Source organism: Amycolatopsis sp. NPDC051128 (assembly GCF_040682715.1).
Lineage (GTDB): Bacteria > Actinomycetota > Actinomycetes > Mycobacteriales > Pseudonocardiaceae > Amycolatopsis.
Window position 1 is genome coordinate 27,490 of sequence record NZ_JBFBBN010000001.1, and the last position, 20,054, is coordinate 47,543.

Genomic DNA, 20,054 nt, shown 5'->3' on the forward strand with positions numbered 1-20,054 from the left:
TCCGTGGCCGCCATCATTTGCACCGGATCCGGCCGGGCGAGCAGTGGCCGCCGGGATAGGTCGCCGCGATCGACTGGATTTCCCACTCGCGTTCGGCGATAGGGGTCAGCCAGGCCAGGCATTGGAAGACTTTGAGCACGTCCTCCGGCGTGGCATAGGTCGGATTCATCGACACGCCTCCCGGGTAGTACCGGCGCACGCCGCCGTAGTCGAACCGCAGCGCGGCCTCGAAGTTGTTCGGGCACCCGTTGGCATCGATGAGCCCCGCGTGCCAGGTCGGGTGCGCCGGGTGCGGGCCGGCCAGGCTCATCCCGCCCTCGAGCCACGCGCTCTCCACCGGGACGAGCGGGTTCTCGGGCCGCGCCCACACCACGACCGCCTTGGTGGTACCGGGAACGCCGACAGTCTGCAGGAGGCCCTGCACGAACCGCACGATGTCGATGCACTGCGCCCCGGTCTCGATGTTGTCGGCGAGCTCCCAGGCGTTGGCATACTGGACGTGCAGGTTGTAGGTGCCCCAGAAACGCATGATCCGGCGGACCATCTCGTGGGGGTCGATCCCGCCCAGTTGCGCGGCGACGGTACCGGTGATCTCCACCGCCTTGCGCATCCGCTTTTCGGTGACCTCGGCCGGAGCGAACGGGTTCGCGGCCGTGACGAAGATCGTGTGCGCGCTCCGGCCGATCTCGTGGGTCCAGCCGCGCCACTCCACGGCCCAGACGACCTGCCGATCGTGCAGGGCCCGGATGGTGTCGGGCAGCTTGCCGACCGAGCTCATCGTGAGCCTGCGGTTCGTGCCGCCCTCGAGTGTCCCGCTGAAGTCGAAGTTCAGTGCGGCCTCCCCGCTGCGCCCGGTCACCCGGACCGGTGCCGGCGGCGCGTTCGCGGGCAGGACGTCCAGCCCGAGCTCGACCGACAGGCCGGTGTCCCGGTTCTGGCTGATCGGGTGGCTGATCACCTGGTCCCGCACGGTGAACCACTCCGGCTCGCCGTAGGGCGTGCCCGAGCTCGTCCAGTCCGCGTTGTTGTCCTTCATGATCCCGTGATCCGAGTGGAAGGTGATGCTCCGCAGCCTGGTTCCGGGCTGCTGGGCCTCCTCGGTTTCCCGGGTCCCGCCGTGGCCCAGCGCGCGGTCGTGGAGTTCACGCAGCTCGGGCCTGCGGGCGTCCGGCAGATTGTCGAGCAGCCGGTCGTAGTCGACGGCGGCGAGCGCCACGGCCAGTTGCGTCCCGGACAGTTTCTTGAGCATCTCGAGCGATTCGACGGCGTCCCGATCGGTGATGGCCCAATCGAACAGGCCATAGGACAGCCGGTCGGTGACCGCCGTGATCGTCGCCGCCGGTGGCTCGACGGAAGCCACCTGGGCTGCCAGTGCGTCGAGCTCGGGCACCCGGGCGTCCGGCAGGTTCTCCCGCAGCCGGGTGGCGTACTTGACGGTTGCGAAGAACGCGGCCTGCTGGAACCGAGGCAACGTCTGCAGGATCGCGAGCGCCCGCTCCGCCTCGGCATCCGTGATGGCCCAGTCGAACAGGCCGTAACTCAGCAGGTCCTCGATCCGGTCCAGTTCGGGGGTGATCGCCCGCTGCAGCGCGCCGGATCCGCCGCGCTGCTGCACCACGTGGGTGAGCTCGTGAGCCATCAGCCCGTGGTCCTGATCGCTTTCCCCCTGCCGCAGGTAGATGTCGTGCCCGTGGGTGAACGCCCTGGCCCCGATCCCGGCGGCGAACCGATCGGTGTCCGGGCCGGTGTGCAGCCGCACGCCGGTGAAGTCCGTCCCGAAGCGGGGTTCCATGAACGCCCGGGTCGCTGCCGGCAGCGGGCGGCCACCGCCTCCGGGCAGTGCGCCACCCGCCGGACCGCTGTCCCCTCCGGGCAGCCGCTGGATGTCCGGGACCGGTCCGCCCGCCGCACCGGTGACGTGCTCGGCGATCCGGTCCGCCTCCTGCTCGTCCGGACCTCCCGCCTCACTGATCGTGAGCTTCGGCTGCACCGTCCGGCTCAGCGCGCAACCGCCGCAGCCACCGGCGCACCCGGCGGTCCGTTGCAGGTAGCCGTTTCCGAGGCTGCGCTGCAGGACCGGCCCGGCCTCGCCACCACACCCACTCCCGCACCGTTCCCGGTCGTCGTTGCCGACACAGCGCTGGAGCACCGGCCCGCGGGTGGACGGCGACGGCGCAGGCGGGAGCGGCGACCGCTCGGCCGGCGTCCGCACCGGTAAGTCCATTGTGGTCATGGGCCCTCCCCTGTCACGAGCTCCGGCCAGAGCTTGCCGATCTTGTCGAACTCGCGGCGGGCACCGCGCAGGATGTGCGGTGCGGTAATCGTCCCGCCGTCGGCGGCGGCGAAAAACGCCGCGTTCACCACGATGTTGCGGATGTTCGCGCCGGTGACCGGGAATTCTCCGGCCAGGTGGGCGAAATCGACGTCGGCCGACAACGGCGCGGCGGGCGGGAAAAGGGCACCCCAGATCCGCTGGCGGTCCGCCGCGTCCGGGAAGGGGAACTCCACCACGAACCGGATTCGCCGCGTGAACGCGTCGTCGATGTTCTGCCGCAGGTTCGTCGCGAGCACGACGACGCCCTCGTACTCCTCGACCTTCTGCAGCAGATAGCTCGTTTCGATGTTCGCGTACCGGTCGTGCGCGTCGGACACCTCGGTGCGCTTGCCGAACAAGGCGTCGGCCTCGTCGAAGAACAGGATCGCGTTGCTGGTGCTCATCTCCGCGAAGATCCGCGCGAGGTTCTTCTCGGTCTCGCCGACGTACTTGCTGATCACCCCGGACAGGTCGACCTTGTACAGGTCCACCCCCAGCTCGTGTGCGATCACCTCGGCCGCCATCGTCTTGCCGGTTCCCGGCGGGCCACTGAACAGCGCGGCCAGGCCGGTGGCGCCGCCGAGTTTCGCGCCGAACCCCCAGCCGTTCAGGACGCGGTGGCGGTGACGCACCTGGTCGCCGATCTCGCGCAGCAGCGCGATCCGGTCGGCGGGCAGCACGAGGTCGTCCCACCCGCGCCGGATCGTTACCTTGACCGCGTGCTCGCCGAGCAGGCGGCCGGACTGGCGACGGCAGGCCGCGGCCACGTCGGGCAGGGTCAGCGGCCGCGGCTCGGGTTCCGCCGCCCGCTCCTCGTCGGCCAGCCGGACGGCGGCCCGGATGCGGGCGGGCGGCAGCCGGTAGCGGCCCGCCAGTTCCGCCGCCCACCCGGCGGCGTCGGCGGTGTGCCCGGAAAGGCTGTGCCGCCACAGGCTCTCGCTGTGCTCGGCGCCCGGCCACGGCACGGCCACCGGGTGCAGCGGCACGCCGAGGCCGGGCTCGGGCCGATCCGGCTTGCCGGAGAGGAACACCGGGCGGGAGTGCCCGGCGACTACCCCGGCGAGGGTGGTGAGCAGCGGCCCGGCCTCGTCGGCGTGCGCGACGTACACCGCGGCGTCCTGCAGCAGTGCTTCCCGGAACGCGATCCGCAGCACCTGCGCCGCGTCCGGCCCGGTCAGGGTGCGCAGATCGACGCTGACGAGCGCGTGTCCCAGCCGGTGCGCGGTGTGGCGGGCCAGCTCGCGGGTCCCGGCGCCCGCCGGGCCGGACAGGTACCACACCCGCTCCGGATGCCGGCTGACCAGCCGGAACATCCGATCGCCTGCCTCGGGATCGACGAGTTCGGGCGGCCCGGCGGGGTGCTCGACCTCCGCGTGGCCGGCGAGCCGGGCGTCCGGCTCGTTTTCGCCCAGCAGGAACCGCATGATCCGCGGGTCGAGGGTGAGCAACCGCGCCAGCCCCGAAGAACCGGACGGGCTCTGCGGATCCTCGACGACGTCGAGAATGCCGTGGCGCAGCAACGGCGCGTTCCCGGTGAACGCGCGGCCCGCGAGCCAGCGGTCGCGCTCGTCCTCGCACAGCAGCTGCAGCACGAGATCGACACTCGGCCGGATGCGCGTGATGTCGTCCTGCAGGTACGCGTAGAGCCGGTCGTACTTGCGACGCAGCTCGGGCGCGAGGCAGACCAGGACCGCCCCAAGCTCCACTGTGGACAGATCGAACAGCCGGCCCAGCGCGACCAGCGGCAGTTCGACGTCCTCGCTGTCGTGCACCCGCCGGTCGATCTCGGCCGTGAGCAGGTCCACCGCCTCCCGGTCGGCCGGGGGTTCGGTGCCCGGGTCGACCGCCAGCAGCCAGTCGACCTCTTCCCGGGTGATGTACACCGTGCGGGCCGCCTGGCCGTGCGGCGTCACCTCGTTCTGCCGGATCGTCACTGCCAGCCGTGCGGCGATCAGCAGGTCGAGCCTTTCCAGCTCATCCGCGAGGTGGTCGAGGCCGCTTCGGTAGCCACTCATGGCGTCACCTCGAACAGGAACGTGCGCCGCGCCAGTGTCGCGACGTCCACGCGCACCTCGTAGAAACCGGGCAGCACGTCGCCGGGCAGGGTCGCGGTGAACGTGTTCCCGCCCAAGGCCTGGCTCGGCAGGATCGTCCGGTCACCGAGCAGCACCCGGCCCCGCCAGCCGCTCAGTTTCTCGCCGGTGAAGGTGAGGACGGTGCCCGCCGCGCCCGCGGCCGGCGTCATGCCGGTGATCGCAGGCGGGTCGAAGGGCGCGCGGATGTCCGGCACGCCGACCTGGCGCACCCGGGGAGCGAGCGGCCGGGTGGCCGCGGGCAGCCGGTCGAGCTGGACGGTGGACACCTGGTAGAGCACGGAAAGCCGGAACGGCTGGGAGAACGTCGTCCAGATCCGGCTCAGCTCCTCGGGGTCCAGGGTGCTGCCGGCGATCTGCAGCCGTTCCCGCGCCCCGGACAGGCCGGGATCGAGGTAGACCGGTGGCACGGACGGGTTCTCGTAGAAGACCCGCATCGCCTCGCCGAGAATCTGGTGCGTCGTCGCGTTGCCCTGCAACGGGTCGTTGGGGGCGTACGGGGTCAGCAGGTAGAACAGGTTGAGCGACAGCGGCGCCGGCACCAGCTGGTTCGGGTTCCCGGCCCGGACCGTGAAGTCCTGGTTCTTCAGGAACGGGTTCTCGTGCAGCTTGTACAGGAACAGGTTCACCCGCCGCGTGCTGCCCGGTTCGTCCGGCGCGAGGATCGTCACGTCCGGTGCGGAGGACAGCCGCATCTCGCCGACGAGCAGGTTGCGCAGGGACGCGCTGACCATCCCGATCGCGGTGGCGGCGCTCATCGCAGCACCCTGGTCACGAAGCGCCCGAGGTTCCTGCGCTCCCAGAAGGCGGCGACTCCGGCGGGCGGCACCGGTGCTGGTGCCGGTACCTGGACGACGACCTGGGGCGGCGCGGGGCGCGGCACCGGCTGCTCGACAGGCGGTGGTGGAGACGGCTCGGATGGCCGCGGCCGGGCCGCTGGCCGTAGCGGCCGCGCGACCGCGCCCGGCTCGGGGTGTGCGGCCGGTGCGGTCGTCGTCGGCCGGATCGCGCGCGTGCCCCGGCGTGGCACGGCGGCGGGCTCGACGGCGTTCGGCTCCGGCGTGGCTTGCGCGTCGCGAGGTCGTAGCGCGCCCGGCTGTCCGGCGTCCGGGACCGGCCGCGCGGGTTCTGTCGAAAGCCTTGCCTCAGAGGGACTGAACACCGGCGGGTCGACCCGTGCGATCTCCGGAGCGGGGACGGCCGCCCGGCCCGGTCGCGTCGGCTGCGCGACCGGACGCGCCACGCCGGGAGGCTCCGCTTCCACGACAGGCGTGGGTGCTTCCGGAACGAGCCGGGCGCGGGGCACCGGCGGCGTGCCGGGTTCGGTCGCCGGATCCGCCGTGGGTGGTGCCGGTTCGACGATCGCCCCGGGCCGCGACGCCGCCAGACTCGCCCGCGGCCGCGCCGGATCCACCGGCGGTCGCGCGTCTCGCGCGACGAAGGTCGGCTCGGGCGTGGGTCGCGCAGGCCTTGGCGGCGAGGAACCATCGGGAACGGAGATCTCGACCGGCGACGGCTGCCTGCGTGGCGTGGCCGGTTCGACGTGCCGGGCAAGCGCGGGCGATTCGGCGAGCTCGACGTGTCCGCCCGCATCGCGGCGTCCGGGCGGCGGTGCCTTCGGGAACTCCGTGACCTGCTCGACCTCGGGCTGCGGCGGTTCACGACGCGAAAGTCTCGGCGGCTCGTCCAGGACGTCGGCCGCCGCCCAGCCGGGATCCCCGGCCGACACCACCGGAGCAGCCCAGTGGTTGACGTAGGGGAATCCGCCGCGCGGTGCGCGCGGCGCGAACGTGAACTCGACGGCGGTGTCGTCGGGAAGGCCGAGCAGGGCGCGCGCTCCGCCGCGGTACCGGAACGGGCGGGCACCGTCGGCGAGCACGGCCCGCAGCCACTTCTCAGGCGCCACCGTTGAGCACCTCGATCTCGTCGGCGAGCACGTCGATGTAGGTCTGCCGCCTGCCGCGCGTCATCGCCATGATCTCGTTCTCGCTCCAGTGGTAGTGAAAGGCGAGGTAGTGCACGTCCTGGTAGAGCGCCCGCGCGTCGGTGCGCAGTTCACCGAAGAAGAACTGCTGGATGTCGAACGACGCCGCCACCGTCCGCCCGCACTCGGTGCAGGCGGCCTCGAGCGTCTGCTCGACCTTCGGTGCCACGGCCCGCATGCGGTCCTCGATCTCGGCCCGGATTGCGGCGGGCAGCGCCGCCACGCGGTCCTCGTCCGGCGTGCCCTGGTCTCCGAGCCGCACCAAGCAGCGCGTCAGCAGGGCGGTCAGCGCTTCGGCCTCGTTCACCGCGAGGCAGGCCGACAGCTCCTCCTGGTCGGCGCCGGTCGGCAGCCGGAACGTGATCGCGGTACCGTCCGACAGCGTCGCCTCATACGACGGCGCGGGTTCGGCCACGGCCTCGACCGGGACGTCCGGGACGGTGAAGTCGACGGCCACCCGCTCCCCGCACTCCGGCCATGGGCAGCACAGGTTCGCCCGCACGAGATCGCCGAACGTGGCCTGCCGCAGCCGGAGCATCAGGTACTGCCGGTCGGCGACCAGCAGCTGCCGGGTCACCTCCGGCGGCACCGGCGCGAACGTGCCCAGCCGCCGCAGGCAGCGGCTGAGCACCTCCGTGACCAGCGCCGCGGGCCGCGCGGATGTCTTGCGGGCGAGCAGTTCCTCCTCGCGGCCGGTGAGCGTCCCGAGCTCGAACTCGCGGTGCAGCCCACCCGCGGGATCGAAGTAGCCGCCGGGAAGCACGTCCATCAGCGATCCCCTACGTCTCCTTGACCTCGGTCACCGAGGTGTCGCGGATCCAGCCCTCGTTCTCCAGCTTGATGGTGCTGATCATCACCGCGTTGCCGCCCGCGTCCAGCTGCGGCAGTGCCTGGTACTCCGATACCCAGCAGCGATACACGTTGTAGGCCAGCACTTTCTGGCCGTCGAGGTTGTAGACCTCGATGGTGATGTCCTTGCGGAAGGTGGCCAGCGACGCCGCCGCGTCGCCCTGGAAGTTGTTGACCTTGCCCGCCCAGTCCTCGAAGGTCGTGTCGTGGGTGACGCCCGCCTCCATGGTGATGGCGTCGTACTTCGTCTTGCCGGGGATCTGGTGCGGCCCGCTCTGGTCGCCGCCCTCGTACCAGGGAGTGACCTCCGTGGACTTCTTGAGCGCACCGCACTTGTTGAGGCCGGCCACGTACTGGCCGTCCACCTTGATCTTGAACCGGAAGCCGAGGTAGGGGTCGAACCGCGTGGTGTTGACCGTGAACTTGGCCATCGGCTGTGCTCCTTTCGTTGCGCTCCAGCCGTCAGCCGGAAGCCAGGCCCGCCTTCTGGCTGATCTCGACCACCACGAACTCGGCCGGTTTCAGCGGCGCGAAACCCACGAGGATGTTCACCACGCCGGCGTCGATGTCGGCCTGCGTGGTCGTTTCGGCGTCGCATTTGACGAAGAACGCCTGCGACGGCGTGGCACCCTGGAAGGCGCCCTGCCGGAACAGCGTGGTCATGAAGGCGCTGACGGTCAGGCGCAGCTGCGCCCACAGAGGCTCGTCGTTCGGCTCGAAGACCGCCCACTGGATGCCGTTGTAGATGCTGACCCGCAGCATGATCGCCGTGCGCCGCACCGGGACGTACCGCCACAGCGGATCCGCCGAAATGGTGCGTGCTCCGAACGCCACCACCCCGGAGCCGGGGAAGCGGCGGATCACGTCGACACCCTTCGGGTTGAGCGTCCCGTGATCCACATCGGACAGTTCGGCGGCCAGGCCGACGACGCCGTTGAGACTCGCCTCGGTGCCGGCGGGCGCCTTCCACACCCCGCGCGAGGAGTCGATGCGGGCGTAGAGGCCGGCCAGGTAGCCCGACGGCGGAAGCAGGATCGGGTCCCGCGACTGGCCGCTCGGGTCGAGCGCCTTGACCCACGGGTAGTACAGCGCGCCATAGGAATTCGCGGTCGTGAGCTTCGCGCGGAACGCCGCCGCCTCGGCCGCCGTGTCGTCGTGCGACCCCGTCTCGGCGATGTAGAAGACATCCTGCAGCGGACGGTTGGCGCAGTAGGCCATGCCCAGATCCGCCATCGCGGGTGTGCTTTCGCCGGGCACGGCGAGCAGGCTGAAGTCGGTCACGTGATCCAGCAGCGGGAAGGTGCCGCTGAACGTCGTTTCGGTGATCGCCGCGACACCGTCCGATCCGGCGGTGGCCGCGGTGACCGGCGCGACGACCGCCGCGTCACCGACCTGCACGACGTCGGACTTCGCCGGGCGCCGCACCGCGATTCCGTCCTCCGAGCGGCCGCCCCCGGCGTCGCCCAGCTTCAGCAGCGCGGTGGCGTCGTTGACGGGTGCCGGCTGCACCCGGACCGAGGAGACCAGGCTCGTCGTGCCCGACTGCAGCGCCAGGCGGGACTGCGTCCCGACGGTTTCCACCGAGCAGGCGAAACTGGAGAACGCGGCGGGGTCCGTCGAGGTCTTCTTCCTCGTCAGAGCGCCTACGGCCGTCTTGATCGCGGTCGCCACGTCGGCGAGGGTGGTGACCGTGGCGACCGTGTTCGGCAGGACCACCGTCTGGTAGCCGTCGCCGTCGAGGGAGATCCGGAAACCGAGGTTGGTGGTCAGCGGCAGGGTCGGGCCGAGCCCGCCGCGGTGCACCCCACGCTGGACGCTCGTGTTGGCGGAGAGCACCTGGACGTCGACCAGGCCCGAATCCCGACCGAGGACCGCGGTCACGAAGTCGGGCGAAGACGGGTCCATGCTGAGGTTGTCGAACACCTCGATCGGCGTGATGTCGAGTGGGTTGTCCGGCAGCGTGGTGGCGTCGACCTGGCGGCGGACGCTCAGCTTGAACAGGTTGCCGGGGTCGAGCGTGCCGTCCTCGATCTGCAGCAGCAGCGTGTTGCCCCAGGCGCCCTTGTTCTTGGCGGAGAACACGAACCCGGCGACCGGCGTGGCGGCGCGGTTGGCCATCGTGACGTTCGCGACCACCGCGTCCGAGCGGGTGACCCGCACGATGTAGCACAGGCGCCCGCCGTTGTTGAAGTACTGGAACACGCTGTGGGCGAGAAAACTGTCCGCGGTGAACGAGCCGAACACGCGCTGGAATTCGGTCCAGCTCGTGACTCTGGTCGCCGCGGTGTCGGGCCCACGCTCGCTCAGTCCCACGAACGCCGCCGTCGACGTGCTCGCGGCCTCCAGCGGGCGGACCCCGCCGGACACCTCATGGACGTAGACACCCGGATAGCTCAGCGCAGGCATGGTCGTCTCCCATCGCGATCGAACTTGGCGGTCATTCGGCGGAGCCCGAACGCTTGCGAGAACGGGAGGGGGCGGCCGGGGCGCTCTCTTCGGTGGTTTCGTCGACCGCGATGACGCCCTGGCTCACCAGCTTGTCCACCTTGACGTTGTCCGCCACCTCGACGTCGTGCAGTTCGGCCGAGCTCTCCCCCGGCGACAGGCGCACGTTCCGCCCGGTGTTCAACGGGATCACGACGGGCCCGGTCACGAGCAGGCTCCTGATCCGCACTGGCATGGTGCTCCTCCTCGGTCGCATTTCAACCGCCACCCGGCATCGCCGCCGACCGGATCGACTTCAGCAGGCACTCCGGCCACGACAGGCCTGCCGCGCCGACCTGACCCGGGCGAAGCTTCTCGCCTCGGAACGACCGGACCAGACCGCGGCGGTCCGCCAGGTCGACCACCACCACCCCGAGCCGCGAATGCGTCCACATCAGCCCCAGGTACCGCTGCACAGAGCCCAGTTCGGACGCCGACACCAGCACGACGTCGACACCGCGGACGTCGTGCTCGGCCTCGCCCGGACCCGATCCACCGCCCCGGACGACCGTCATGTCCGGCTGGCCTTCGACGATCCGTTGCACGATGTCGCGGTTGAGCTCGGCCATGTCCACTACGAGAACTCGGATCGGGCTCATCGGCGTCCACCGCCTCACCGCTTCACCCTCGCGGAATCCGACGGCGACGGCATGAATCCCCGGGATCGGGATTGGATCCGTTCCGGGATCCGGATCCTCGGCACGTTCGGGGAGGGCACCGACGAACGAGCCGCTGCTCACAGCGGTGCGACGAAGATCCTTCCCCTATCCGAGCGGGTGCGGCTGAGCCGCCAGGATCCGGAATCGGTCCACCGCGGATCCGGATCCTCCGGCCAGTGCCGGAGGGATCAGCTGGTGCCGGCGCGCCACCGCCGCCGCCTCGTCCCGGCCGCGGACTCCCAGTTTCTCCAGCACGTTGTGTACGTGATTCTTGACCGTGGTCAGCTGGATGTGCAGGAGGCGCGCGATTTCCTTGTTGGGGCAACCGGATTCGATCAGCGCCAGGATCTCCAGCTCGCGATGGGTCAGGGCGGGAACCGCCTGCACCCGGCGCTCCGCGGCCAGCGCGGCCAGCCTGCCCACGAGTCCCGCCGCAACACCCGCGCCGCAGCTGAACTCTCCGCGTGTCGCCGCCCGGAGGGTGCCCAGCAGGTCGGTGAACGAATGGTCGTTGGTGACATATCCGGCGATGCCGGCCTCGGCGTACGCGACCACGTCGGCGGCCCGGTCCGGGATGCCGAGCACGACGCACGGCAGGCCGGTCGCCAGGACCAGCCCGCGCAACGCGTCCAGACCGCGTTCGCCGGCCATGCCTCCCGTCATGTCGACCAGCACGACGTCGACCTGCGCCGGCTTGAGCAGCGACGCCGCCGCTTCCACGGCCGAGGCGCTCTCCACCAGCCCCACGCCGTCCTCGGCATTCAGCAGTTGGGCCAGCCCCTCGAGGTAGATTCGGACCGGTGACACGACCGCGACTCGGAGCATCATCGCCCCCTCCCACGACGTAGCCCACCCGGGCCCGCCCTGTGCTCTGCAGGCGTCTGACCAGAGCCGCCCGTGCCGCGCGCCGGGGCAGCGGCGCATCCCGCAAGTCGTCTCGATCAAAATACTCGTTACCCAACTTGCGGTGCGCCTGTCCATGGAGGCGTGAGGTAGGCCCGACCTGGAGTTCACCGCCTGGACGGAGCAGGCTACCGGCTCGACGGCCAGGCACCACGCGCTCGACGACGCATAATGCATGCTGGCCCGGCCGCCCGGATGGTCGCGACCCCGAGTTGCTCTCCGTCAGAGAGGATGGCCCGACCGGCGTATCGGCTCGCCGACCGGACGTCGTGGCACGCCGTCGCCGAGCGCGAGTTCGGCAAGTCACCGAGATGGCGGTGGCCGGGATCCGGCACGGACCCGGCCGGATCCCGGGCTAAGTGCGCCGTCGAGGTGGAACATCTGAAGGACGTCCTCGCCACCCAGCCGGTCATCAAGCAGGCAAAGGGCGTGATCTGTTGCTGCGGAGCTGGCAGTTCCGAGCAGGCGTTCAGAGCACTACGCGAGGTATCCCACCGCTGCGGCTGCCGAAAATCACGTCCACGCATGTCAAACGGCATATCCGTACTCGTGGAGGACTCCCCCGAGTCGATCCTGCCGGCGTATCACGAGGCGTTCGATCCGGTCGGGTTCAAGCGCCTGGGGCCGGGCTCGCAGCGAGAAAAGCAAGGACGAAGCACACCCACCGAAGTCGTCCGAGGTCACGACCCCGCCTCCGGCGCCGCCCGCCCCACCTGCAACGACGACGCCTTCGGTGCCGACGCCCACCGAAGTACAGCCCAGCGCGAAAATCGATCCACCGTCCACGTCGACACGCTCGACAACCCCACCGACTACGAGCCCCACATCGAAGTCGTCGAAAGGCACCCAGACGGGCGGCGGCAGCAGCAGCGCGGGCAATGCCGGCACGAATATCGCTGGTGAACTGATCGCGATCCCTTCGGCGGTACTGCAGCAACTCGTGCGCTGATCATCCCCGGCCGGTGGGCAAAGCGGTTCTTACCGCCAGGTTCGGAGATGCCGGGCGGGTCCCCGAACCGGACGCTTGACGCCGCTGACGCTGCAACCAAAAGGTAGCCCCGGCGAAGACGCCGGGGCCTACCTCGGCAGCGCGGATGGATCTTTAGCGTCTCGATGTCCACGTCAGTACACGTTCAAGCCGTGGTACCGAGGCGATAATGCGCCCGACCGTGCGCGCCTGAGCTCCCGCGCCCGCGACGTCGGATTCCAAGCCAAGTCTGTTCTCATTGCCGCCGCCCAGGACGTCAAAGCTCTGACCTGGGAAGTCACCGGCATCGCGGCTCTATTCGTCGCTACTCGTTCAGAGACGGTTTACGTAGTTCAACCTCTGCGCCCGGCGGACACCGGGCTGCAGGTGAGTCGGTGCCGCTCAAAGGTGCGACTCCCGCTTCACTCGATCGGCTGTTCTGAATTCCTCAACTTCAGAGTTACGTTCGGTAGTCGTGGTCTGCAGGCGGGAGGGCCGATGACCCAGCTACCAATATTCGGGCAGCCGATCGAACCCACCGAGAAGCCAGCCGGCGACCAGGCCGTCACCTTGAAGGTCCTGATCACGGTCAAGGCGACGCCGAACCCGTCGGACAAGTACGGCGAGACCGTCTGCGTCGCCGGGCTGAGCCTTGACCCCGTCCGCCCGGGCTGGATCCGCCTCTACCCGATCAACTTCCGCGAACTCGGCAGCCAGGAGAGCTTCAAGAAGTACGACATCGTCACGGTCAAGGCCGTTCCCGCACGTCAGGACAGCCGACGCGAGAGCTGGCGACCGCAGATGCCGACGCTGAAGGTAACCGGGCACCTCAAGCCGTGGGCGCCCCGCCGATCATGGCTGGACCCGGCCATCAGCACCGACACGACGATGTGCAAGCTCAACCGCGGGGCAACGATGGCGACCCAGTCACTCGCCCTCCTCCGGCCACGCCGGATCACCGACCTGCGCATCGTCCGCCACCCCCGGCTGGACCAAGCAAACAGAAAGCCAAGATCGACGCCTACCTCGACCAGCTCAGCCTCTTCGGCAACGAAGACCGCACACCGCTCCGCGCGCCGCGGTTCTCCGGCACCTACCACTACGAGTGCGAGGAACCCGACTGCGGAGGCCACAAGCAGGGCTTCATCGACTGGGAATTCGTCGCCTTCCAGCTGCTGCGCCTGCGCGGCATGGACGACGCTACGGCCACCGGGCACCTTCGGCGAAAGTTTCTGAACGAGATCTGCGGTCCTGATCACGATGTCGCGTTCTACGTCGGCAACGTCGCCGCTCACCCCGGCACCTTCAGCGTCCTCGGCGTCTACTACCCGCCTCGGACTCGCTCAGCTGCGCGGTAGCCGGCTGGCGATCTCGTCGAGCACGACGTCGCGGTGGCACCGCCGCTGGTCGGCTTCGAAGCACAGGACGGCGATCGATTCGCTCGCAGCCAGGCGCGCCAGCTCGTCAAGACTCTGCTGAGCCTGATCCGTCTCCAGGACCGCGGCATACCGGGCTTTGGCTTCCGCCAGCTCCAGCTCCGAGCCGCCGAACCCCGCGCGATTGACCTTCGGGTTGCCGAGCTCCCGACGATGGTCGTATTCGATCCCCGCCTCGACCAGCGCGTCCCGCAAAGCGGTCTTGCTGAACCCGCGCTTGCGCGAGATCGGCGTCAGCCGAACGTCCACCAGCCTGCGCACACCTCGACGGGTCAGGTCCGCGACGAAGTCCCGGATGTCCTGCCCCTCGTAGCCGACTCCGACCGCACCATCTTGAACACGAACATCAGCTGCGCTCGCCCTCCTCATGGCGACACCCTTTCACGGGCACCTCTGGGCCAATACCCCAGCCGCGCATCCGGGCCTCCGCCCGGCCGCAAAAGATCAAATGCACTCCTCGTCGAGAGACCCGTGACGTTCGGCTACGCGTACAACATGACCTGCCTAAGCCGCTCATGCCTCACGTTTCTCGCCGACGAGGACTACGACCTGCCGGACTACGAAGAACGCATCGCATGCGCTCACTGCGACGCCGGCAGCTACGTCGGCCGGGCCGTGGTCGCACGGTCCCCCGCAACTTGATCAATTCGCGAACACAGGAAGTCTGGCGGTCCAAACGCCGCGTCCTGGTGCCTTACGCGGAGATACTGTGCTCTGCACGTACCAGCTTCACCAACGTGCGCGACCGCTCCGCACCTACCCCCAGCGCCTTCCGGAGACTCTCCGCGGAGACCGGACGCTGATACAACTCACGATGCCGCCGATCCTCACATCGCGCCCGCTCCAGCAACTCGGCATCCACGTTGACACTTTCTGACTGCTCCGCTGAAGTGCTGTACGAGTCGGCGCTCTGGGCAACGAGGCTCGCACGCCCGGTGGCTGAAGCGGAGGCCAGCGCCTGCAGCAGGACCGGTCCCACCTCCGACCAACCGATCAGCAACAACGGACCCACCGCGTCGAACAACGCCTTCCCCGCCTCACCAGCGATCAGCGGTTCCGCGACGTTCAACGCCAACGTCACCACGCTCGAGGCCAACAGCAGCCGCCGCGCCGGCCGGATCACCTCACTGGGAGCTCCTCTCATCGACAGGGACCGAATGGCGATCAGCAGGCCGACCACCGACAGATCCACTGCAGGCGCCACCAGCGGCGCGACCCAGGCCGGTACCCCCAGCCGGAGCGCCAACGTCAGCACGTTCCCGAAACCGAACAAGAAGGTCAGAGCCACGATGACCCCCACAATCAGCGTCACTGCCGAAAGCACCGGATCACGTCCCTCGCTCGGGCTCAACACAGCAACCACCCTGCTCCGCCGTCCAACACCACGAACCACGATCGACCTGCACGAACAGCTCGACAGAATCCGACACGGACGTGCCCGAGAAGTGCCCGAGAGGTCTCGCACACGTCGACAGAACACGGTATAGTCCGACACAAGTGATTGCCGTTGACCAGTCGAAAAGGTCTTGTCCGACATCACTCGACACCACCCGACACCCCAAAACGCGTTCTCTTAATCAGCGGGTTCAGATTCGATCGGTATCTGACTCGCTTCGCGTGCTCGTCGCTGATCGCACCAACTACTTCCCTGCCGACGTCATGTCAGCGGGTGGGGCTCTCCGGTGAGCGCGGCCAGCGCGGCAGCGACTTCCTGAACGCTGGCCCGCACGTACGTGGTGGTGGTTCCGGCGTCGCCGCCTGAGTCGGCGTGTCCGGCGTAGGCACGGGCGACGGCGTAGCCGAAGTTGCGTTCCACCCAGGTCAACGTGGTGTGGCGCAGCCAGTGGGTGGAGATCTGCTGGGTGGCGACCCATGGCAGGTGCTTGCCGAGCCGGGCCCAGAGGTGGTCGTAGCGGCGGGTGGTGATCGGCCGGCCGTCAGCGTAGCGCAGCAGCTGGCCGTCGCGTGGGGCGCCGCGCTCGGCGGCGTGACGAACCAGGTGCGCCATCAGCGTCGGCGAGACCGGTTGCCAGCGAACCGTCTCCCCTTTCTCACGCAGGAAGATCAGGCACTGGTCCGGGTCGAGGTCTTGCGGCCGGAGCGCCAGTGCGCCACCTCGGCGGCAGGCGGTCTCGGTGTGCAGCCGCAGCAGCAGGCTGTCCAGCGCTGGGTCGTTGCCGGTGGTTGCGGCGGTCTCGTTGATCTCGGCCAGCCGGGTATCGGCCACCGCACGACGGGTCGAGGGCAGGCGGCGGGGTTTGGCGACCTTGCGGGCCGGGTTGTCGGCCGCGACGATCAGCTCGTCGTCTTCGGCGTGCCGGTAGAGACACCGCAACGCGGCGATTAGGTGCTCACCGGCGCTGCGTCCGCCGCGGGCGTTGCGCCGGGCCACGACGTTGACCTTCACGTACTCGACCAGCTGTTTGATCTCCGACGGAGTCGGCTCGTCGAGGTGGCGATCGCCCCAGTGCTCGGCGATGCGGTTCCAGTAGGAGCCATACACACGGCGGGTGCCATCGGTGACGGCATCCGAGACGGTCGGGATGTACTCCGCGAACGTCGGCACCGGCAGCCGGTCGGCGGGGGTCGCGAGGAGGTCTTCGACCGAGACGCCCATCCGGGCCAGCAGCAGCCGCGCGGCGTCCAGCTCGGCGCCGCTCGCTGCCGATCCCGATGTCTGCGCGGTCATCCGAGATCACCGCCGAGCAGCTCCGCGTGGCGTGCGGCGAGCAGGTCATCGAGCACGGCAGGCGGATGCACGATCAGCACATCACGCCGGGGATCGGCGGCCAGCAGAACGCGGTCCCCGGGAATCAGACCACAGCAGTGACGGACGGCAGCGGGTAGCCGGAGGTGGCCTTGGTTGGTCACGCTGAAGACGCCGTGCCCGTCGGGCCGGACAACGAGAAGGCTGTGACACTCACGGATATCCAGGCGGGTGCCGGGCAGCCAGCCGAGCGCGGCAAAGACCGCGCGATCGGCAACGCGGCCCCGGCAGTCCACAGCAGCCAGCCCGTACACGGTGCTGCTCGCGCGCGGCACCGGAACAACAGGCAGTGGCAACGTCCGGCGACCGGCCACCTGGCCAGAAGGTGCGCCCGCGGCATGACCGCCGTCAGGAAGAGCCGGGAAGACCAGCGGCTTGATCACGGCACCGGTCACGACGACCACCCCCCACCGAATACGGTGGGACGGCCAAGAAGACGCTTGATCAGCGTGTTGAAGTGCGTTCGAGCACTGATACGTCAGATGTGGCAGGCTTGCCACGAAAGTGTGTCCGAGGACCGAGTTGATCTATAACCCCACGCTGACGTTCGCGGCCGACCTGCAGCTTGAGTGACCACATCTACGTGGGAGATCTCCCACGTCTGCGTGTCCCCAAGGGGACTCATCTTGAACCCTGTCCTCGCGCGATACGTCCGCGAACACGCAGCTCAAGGCTAAAGCGGAGTTGGTGGCTGCGGCCACCAGATCGGCAATCACGGCCAGGGCCACGCGGCCCGGCCACGCCCCGGCGTCCTCACCGGGACGTCGGGGCACCCCTCAACAACTAAACAGAGAACCCATCCATGCAACCACCTACACAGATAGGAGGTGATCTTCAAGGCGGCCCGCAGCCAGTGGACGCCACAAGACTCCCCCGCAACACCATCCTCATCGGCGATGTCCGTGAGCGCCTGGCCGAACTACCGGCCGCGTCCGTGGACACCATCATTACCAGCCCGCCGTACTTTGGCGTCCGCAACTACGGTCATGAGCAGCAGCTCGGAGCCGAGCCGGACGTAGAGGGCTGGGTCAACGGCCTCCGACTCGTTGCCCGCGAGCTGGACCGCGTTCTGCGCCCGACCGGCTCCCTCTGGCTCAACCTGGGCGACAGCTACTCCCGCCGTCCGGCTGAGGGCGCGGCTACCAAGAGCCTGCTTCTTGGCCCCTCACGAGTGGCGTTGGCCTTGGTCGAAGACGGGTGGACGCTGCGCAACGAGGTCATCTGGGCCAAGACCAACCCCATGCCGTCGTCCGTGACCGACCGGCTGACCACGACGCACGAGCTGATGTACTTCTTCACTCGTTCGCCCCGCTACTACTTCGACCTCGATCTCATCCGGCAACCGCTCGTGTCCGGCAAGCGCGAGCACGCCAGCAACGCGCCGCGTAGCTATCCACCAGCGGGCATCGGAGCGGCGAACCGCAAGGGCTGGACCCTCAACGACAACCGCGGGCTTTCCCGTCTGAAGGCCTCCGGCCTGTCCGGGCATCCACTCGGCAAGAACCCCGGAGACGTCTGGTCGCTGCCGACAGCCGGATTCCGAGGCGGCCACTTCGCCGCCTTCCCGCTGAGCTTGGCCGAACGCCCGTTGCTGGCTACCTGCCCGGAGCGGGTCTGCGTGAACTGCGGCGAGCCGTGGCACCGCGCGTTGGAGCGCCGGGACGGCCGCCTGCTCGCCGTTGGCGACCTGGAGCCAACCTGCATGTGTGGCGCTGATGGCACGCCCGGTGTTGTGCTCGACCCGTTCATGGGCACCGGCACGACCGCACTGGCCGCCGAGAAGCACGGCCGCGACTGGATCGGCGTCGAGTTGAATCCGGCTTACGCCGAGATGAGCATGGAGCGCATCGCCGCAGCCAGGCGCAAGCAGGACCGCGCGGCCTGACACCTCATCGGTGTCATGCGGCCGCCAACCGTCATCCCAGCTCAGGGATGGCCGGCCGCACCAACACCGAGGAGGCTCCGCCATGTCGGAACCCAAGAGCGGCGGCGTGAAGACCCTGGGCATCAAGGTGCCCGACGCTCTGCACGCCCAGTTCGCCCTCGTCGCGCAACTCGACGGCATCTCCCTGGGAGATGCGGCCCTGCGCGCCGTAGAGCTGTACGTCTCCACCAAGAAGGCCGAGCCCGACTTCGCGGCTCGTGCTCAGGCCGCGCTCGAGGAGATCGAGCGCGAAGCAGCCGCCCGGCGCGGCGCAATCCAAGGACTGTTCGGGGACGATGCCCCGGCGGCCGACGCTGGCACGACCACAAGTCGGAGTCGGCGGCGCAGCGGTGAGGCTTCCGACTGAGGTCGGACGCCCACGCTAACCCCGGAGCGGAGCGGCGGTCACTTCGACCGCCCTCCGCTCCACAAACCAACTTGCACATCAGACCGTTCCCCGGCTCCTTGGCGAGGAACGGCCTGGTGTGGAACGGACCCGCCCACCAGGCAAAAGCCTCACAGGGTCCAGAAGCGAGCGATGCGCAGTGATTACCGCCATCGTTATACCTGTCAACCTGGATCAACCGATCCGGTGTCAGCAGATCGAACTCCACGACGTGGACGCCCTCCGGCAGATCGTCGGCGGCAACCTCCAGATCATCGGTCTCGACCGGCCGCCGGCCGGGATGTACCTCAACGAGGAGGGCAAGCTCAACCGGATGCGCGTCAACCACCGAGCGACCACGCTCGCGTGGGTGCACAACTCGGCCTTCCGAGGCAACGACGTCATCGTCGGCTCGGCACTCATCGTCGGCCCGCCCAACCGGCACGGCGACGACACGTCGGCTCCCGAGGACCTCGTCGACTTGCTCATGAACACCAATCGCTACCGCGTCCAACTGTGGACCAGCAGCGAGCCACGGTGGAGTAGCGACAACCAGACGTTCACGGACTGGTCGGAGGCGTACCGCTACGCCGTCCAACTGACCGAAACGTGGAACCTCATCGAGAACGTGCGCGTCGTGCCTGAGCTGGACGAGCAGCTGCGCGAGCAGTGGTACCGCTTGGGCATCGAGAATCCGTGGATAAGTTCTGCGGACGATCCGCCGTTCACTCGGAACAGCTTCGTCGGCTGCTACAGCATTGACGAACTGGAGGAGAACATCGGGCACGGGAACTGGGCAATCGGCACGGCGTTCTACTACCGAGACCTGTGCTTCATTAATCAGGTCGAAGGTGGTGACGAGTGGTTGACCATCCGGCACGGGATCGCGTTCGAGTCCATGACGCTGGAACCGAGCATCGAGGAAGGCAGGTTCGCTCGGCTTATTCGTAGGCTACTGACCGCGTCCAAGGCGCAGTGTCAGGCGCTCACGTACTGAGCAAGTCCCCTCGTCAGGGCCGTAATAGGCCTTGGCGAGGGGGCCGCAAATCAGAGCGTGGACGCACTTGCGGAGATCAGGTAAGGCGTGGTCGCGGATAGTGCTGCCGTTATTGCCAGGATTACGCCAACCTTCACGAGCTTTATACGTAACGGAGACCCAGGTCGGCCGAGAAGTCGATGAACGACCAAGTAAGACACAGCGAGAGACGCCAAGGAGATGAACAGCCATACAGGCTGACCACCGGCTAAAATAAGTGCCCCCACTACACTCGTCAGCCAAAAGCCCTCCA

Annotated in this window: 20 protein-coding genes; 6 read left to right on the forward strand and 14 right to left on the reverse strand. The window is 68.7% G+C overall.

Annotated elements, in window-relative coordinates; all coding sequences use genetic code 11:
* Positions 1 to 13 precede the first annotated feature (13 nt).
* The 10 genes from AB0M82_RS00135 to AB0M82_RS00180 form a co-directional block, all read right to left on the reverse strand.
* Positions 14 to 2,233 carry a DUF4157 domain-containing protein gene (locus AB0M82_RS00135; protein WP_364715918.1) on the reverse strand — a complete coding sequence of 740 codons (2,220 nt, stop codon included), beginning with the start codon at positions 2,231 to 2,233 and terminating at the stop codon, positions 14 to 16.
* Entirely contained in the window at positions 2,230 to 4,329 is a 2,100-nt protein-coding gene (locus AB0M82_RS00140; RefSeq protein ID WP_364715920.1) for an AAA family ATPase, read from the reverse strand. Before AB0M82_RS00140 ends, AB0M82_RS00135 begins: the two co-directional genes overlap by 4 nt.
* Entirely contained in the window at positions 4,326 to 5,165 is an 840-nt protein-coding gene (locus AB0M82_RS00145; protein WP_364715922.1) for a Pvc16 family protein, read from the reverse strand. Before AB0M82_RS00145 ends, AB0M82_RS00140 begins: the two co-directional genes overlap by 4 nt.
* Positions 5,162 to 6,313 carry a hypothetical protein gene (locus tag AB0M82_RS00150; RefSeq protein ID WP_364715924.1) on the reverse strand — a complete coding sequence of 384 codons (1,152 nt, stop codon included), beginning with the start codon at positions 6,311 to 6,313 and terminating at the stop codon, positions 5,162 to 5,164. The genes AB0M82_RS00145 and AB0M82_RS00150 overlap by 4 nt, the downstream gene beginning before the upstream one ends.
* Positions 6,303 to 7,160 carry a hypothetical protein gene (locus AB0M82_RS00155; RefSeq protein WP_364715926.1) on the reverse strand — a complete coding sequence of 286 codons (858 nt, stop codon included), beginning with the start codon at positions 7,158 to 7,160 and terminating at the stop codon, positions 6,303 to 6,305. The genes AB0M82_RS00150 and AB0M82_RS00155 overlap by 11 nt, the downstream gene beginning before the upstream one ends.
* Positions 7,161 to 7,170: 10 nt before the next feature.
* Positions 7,171 to 7,671, reverse strand: a complete 501-nt coding sequence (locus AB0M82_RS00160; RefSeq protein WP_364715928.1) for a phage tail protein — start codon at positions 7,669 to 7,671, stop codon at positions 7,171 to 7,173.
* 31 nt (positions 7,672 to 7,702) lie between these two features.
* The gene (locus AB0M82_RS00165; RefSeq protein ID WP_364715930.1) at positions 7,703 to 9,646 is read right to left on the reverse strand and encodes a phage tail sheath subtilisin-like domain-containing protein; all 1,944 of its coding nucleotides are present in this window, start codon (positions 9,644 to 9,646) and stop codon (positions 7,703 to 7,705) included.
* A gap of 31 nt (positions 9,647 to 9,677) precedes the next feature.
* Positions 9,678 to 9,920: a hypothetical protein gene (locus AB0M82_RS00170; RefSeq protein WP_364715932.1), complete on the reverse strand. Its 243-nt coding sequence runs from the start codon at positions 9,918 to 9,920 to the stop codon at positions 9,678 to 9,680.
* Between the two features lie 22 nt (positions 9,921 to 9,942).
* Complete coding sequence (locus AB0M82_RS00175) at positions 9,943 to 10,323, reverse strand: hypothetical protein (protein ID WP_364715935.1); 381 nt, start codon at positions 10,321 to 10,323, stop codon at positions 9,943 to 9,945.
* 165 nt (positions 10,324 to 10,488) lie between these two features.
* Positions 10,489 to 11,211, reverse strand: a complete 723-nt coding sequence (locus AB0M82_RS00180; protein ID WP_364715936.1) for a response regulator transcription factor — start codon at positions 11,209 to 11,211, stop codon at positions 10,489 to 10,491.
* Between the two features lie 306 nt (positions 11,212 to 11,517).
* Between AB0M82_RS00180 and AB0M82_RS00185 the strand changes: the two genes are divergently transcribed.
* Both AB0M82_RS00185 and AB0M82_RS00190 read left to right on the forward strand, forming a co-directional pair.
* Entirely contained in the window at positions 11,518 to 12,189 is a 672-nt protein-coding gene (locus tag AB0M82_RS00185) for an ANTAR domain-containing protein (protein ID WP_364715938.1), read from the forward strand.
* Between the two features lie 562 nt (positions 12,190 to 12,751).
* Entirely contained in the window at positions 12,752 to 13,489 is a 738-nt protein-coding gene (locus tag AB0M82_RS00190) for a hypothetical protein (protein WP_364715939.1), read from the forward strand.
* Positions 13,490 to 13,596: 107 nt separating this feature from the next.
* Here AB0M82_RS00190 and AB0M82_RS00195 read toward each other — a convergent pair whose 3' ends face one another.
* Complete coding sequence (locus AB0M82_RS00195; RefSeq protein WP_364715940.1) at positions 13,597 to 14,058, reverse strand: DUF488 domain-containing protein; 462 nt, start codon at positions 14,056 to 14,058, stop codon at positions 13,597 to 13,599.
* A 102-nt stretch (positions 14,059 to 14,160) separates the two neighbouring features.
* On the opposite strand from AB0M82_RS00195, the gene AB0M82_RS00200 reads away from it, so the two are divergent.
* Entirely contained in the window at positions 14,161 to 14,331 is a 171-nt protein-coding gene (locus tag AB0M82_RS00200; RefSeq protein ID WP_364715942.1) for a hypothetical protein, read from the forward strand.
* Between the two features lie 52 nt (positions 14,332 to 14,383).
* Here the strand turns inward: AB0M82_RS00200 and AB0M82_RS00205 are convergent, their stop codons facing one another.
* The 3 genes from AB0M82_RS00205 to AB0M82_RS00215 all read right to left on the reverse strand — a co-directional run bounded on the left by AB0M82_RS00205 (position 14,384) and on the right by AB0M82_RS00215 (position 16,851).
* Positions 14,384 to 15,052 (reverse strand): hypothetical protein, encoded by a 669-nt coding sequence (locus AB0M82_RS00205; protein ID WP_364715943.1) that lies wholly within the window; start codon positions 15,050 to 15,052, stop codon positions 14,384 to 14,386.
* Positions 15,053 to 15,346: 294 nt separating this feature from the next.
* Entirely contained in the window at positions 15,347 to 16,378 is a 1,032-nt protein-coding gene (locus AB0M82_RS00210) for a site-specific integrase (RefSeq protein ID WP_364715945.1), read from the reverse strand.
* Complete coding sequence (locus tag AB0M82_RS00215) at positions 16,375 to 16,851, reverse strand: AbrB/MazE/SpoVT family DNA-binding domain-containing protein (protein WP_364715946.1); 477 nt, start codon at positions 16,849 to 16,851, stop codon at positions 16,375 to 16,377. Before AB0M82_RS00215 ends, AB0M82_RS00210 begins: the two co-directional genes overlap by 4 nt.
* A 458-nt stretch (positions 16,852 to 17,309) precedes the next feature.
* Here AB0M82_RS00215 and AB0M82_RS00220 point away from each other — a divergent pair, with 458 nt between their 5' ends.
* The 3 genes from AB0M82_RS00220 (at position 17,310) to AB0M82_RS00230 (ending at position 19,762) form a co-directional block, all read left to right on the forward strand.
* Positions 17,310 to 18,341, forward strand: coding sequence for a site-specific DNA-methyltransferase (locus AB0M82_RS00220; RefSeq protein ID WP_364715947.1), 1,032 nt, complete (start codon positions 17,310 to 17,312; stop codon positions 18,339 to 18,341).
* Positions 18,342 to 18,423: 82 nt separating this feature from the next.
* Positions 18,424 to 18,747, forward strand: coding sequence for a hypothetical protein (locus tag AB0M82_RS00225; protein ID WP_364715950.1), 324 nt, complete (start codon positions 18,424 to 18,426; stop codon positions 18,745 to 18,747).
* 178 nt (positions 18,748 to 18,925) lie between these two features.
* Positions 18,926 to 19,762 carry a DUF3846 domain-containing protein gene (locus tag AB0M82_RS00230; protein WP_364715952.1) on the forward strand — a complete coding sequence of 279 codons (837 nt, stop codon included), beginning with the start codon at positions 18,926 to 18,928 and terminating at the stop codon, positions 19,760 to 19,762.
* Positions 19,763 to 20,054: the final 292 nt, after the last annotated feature.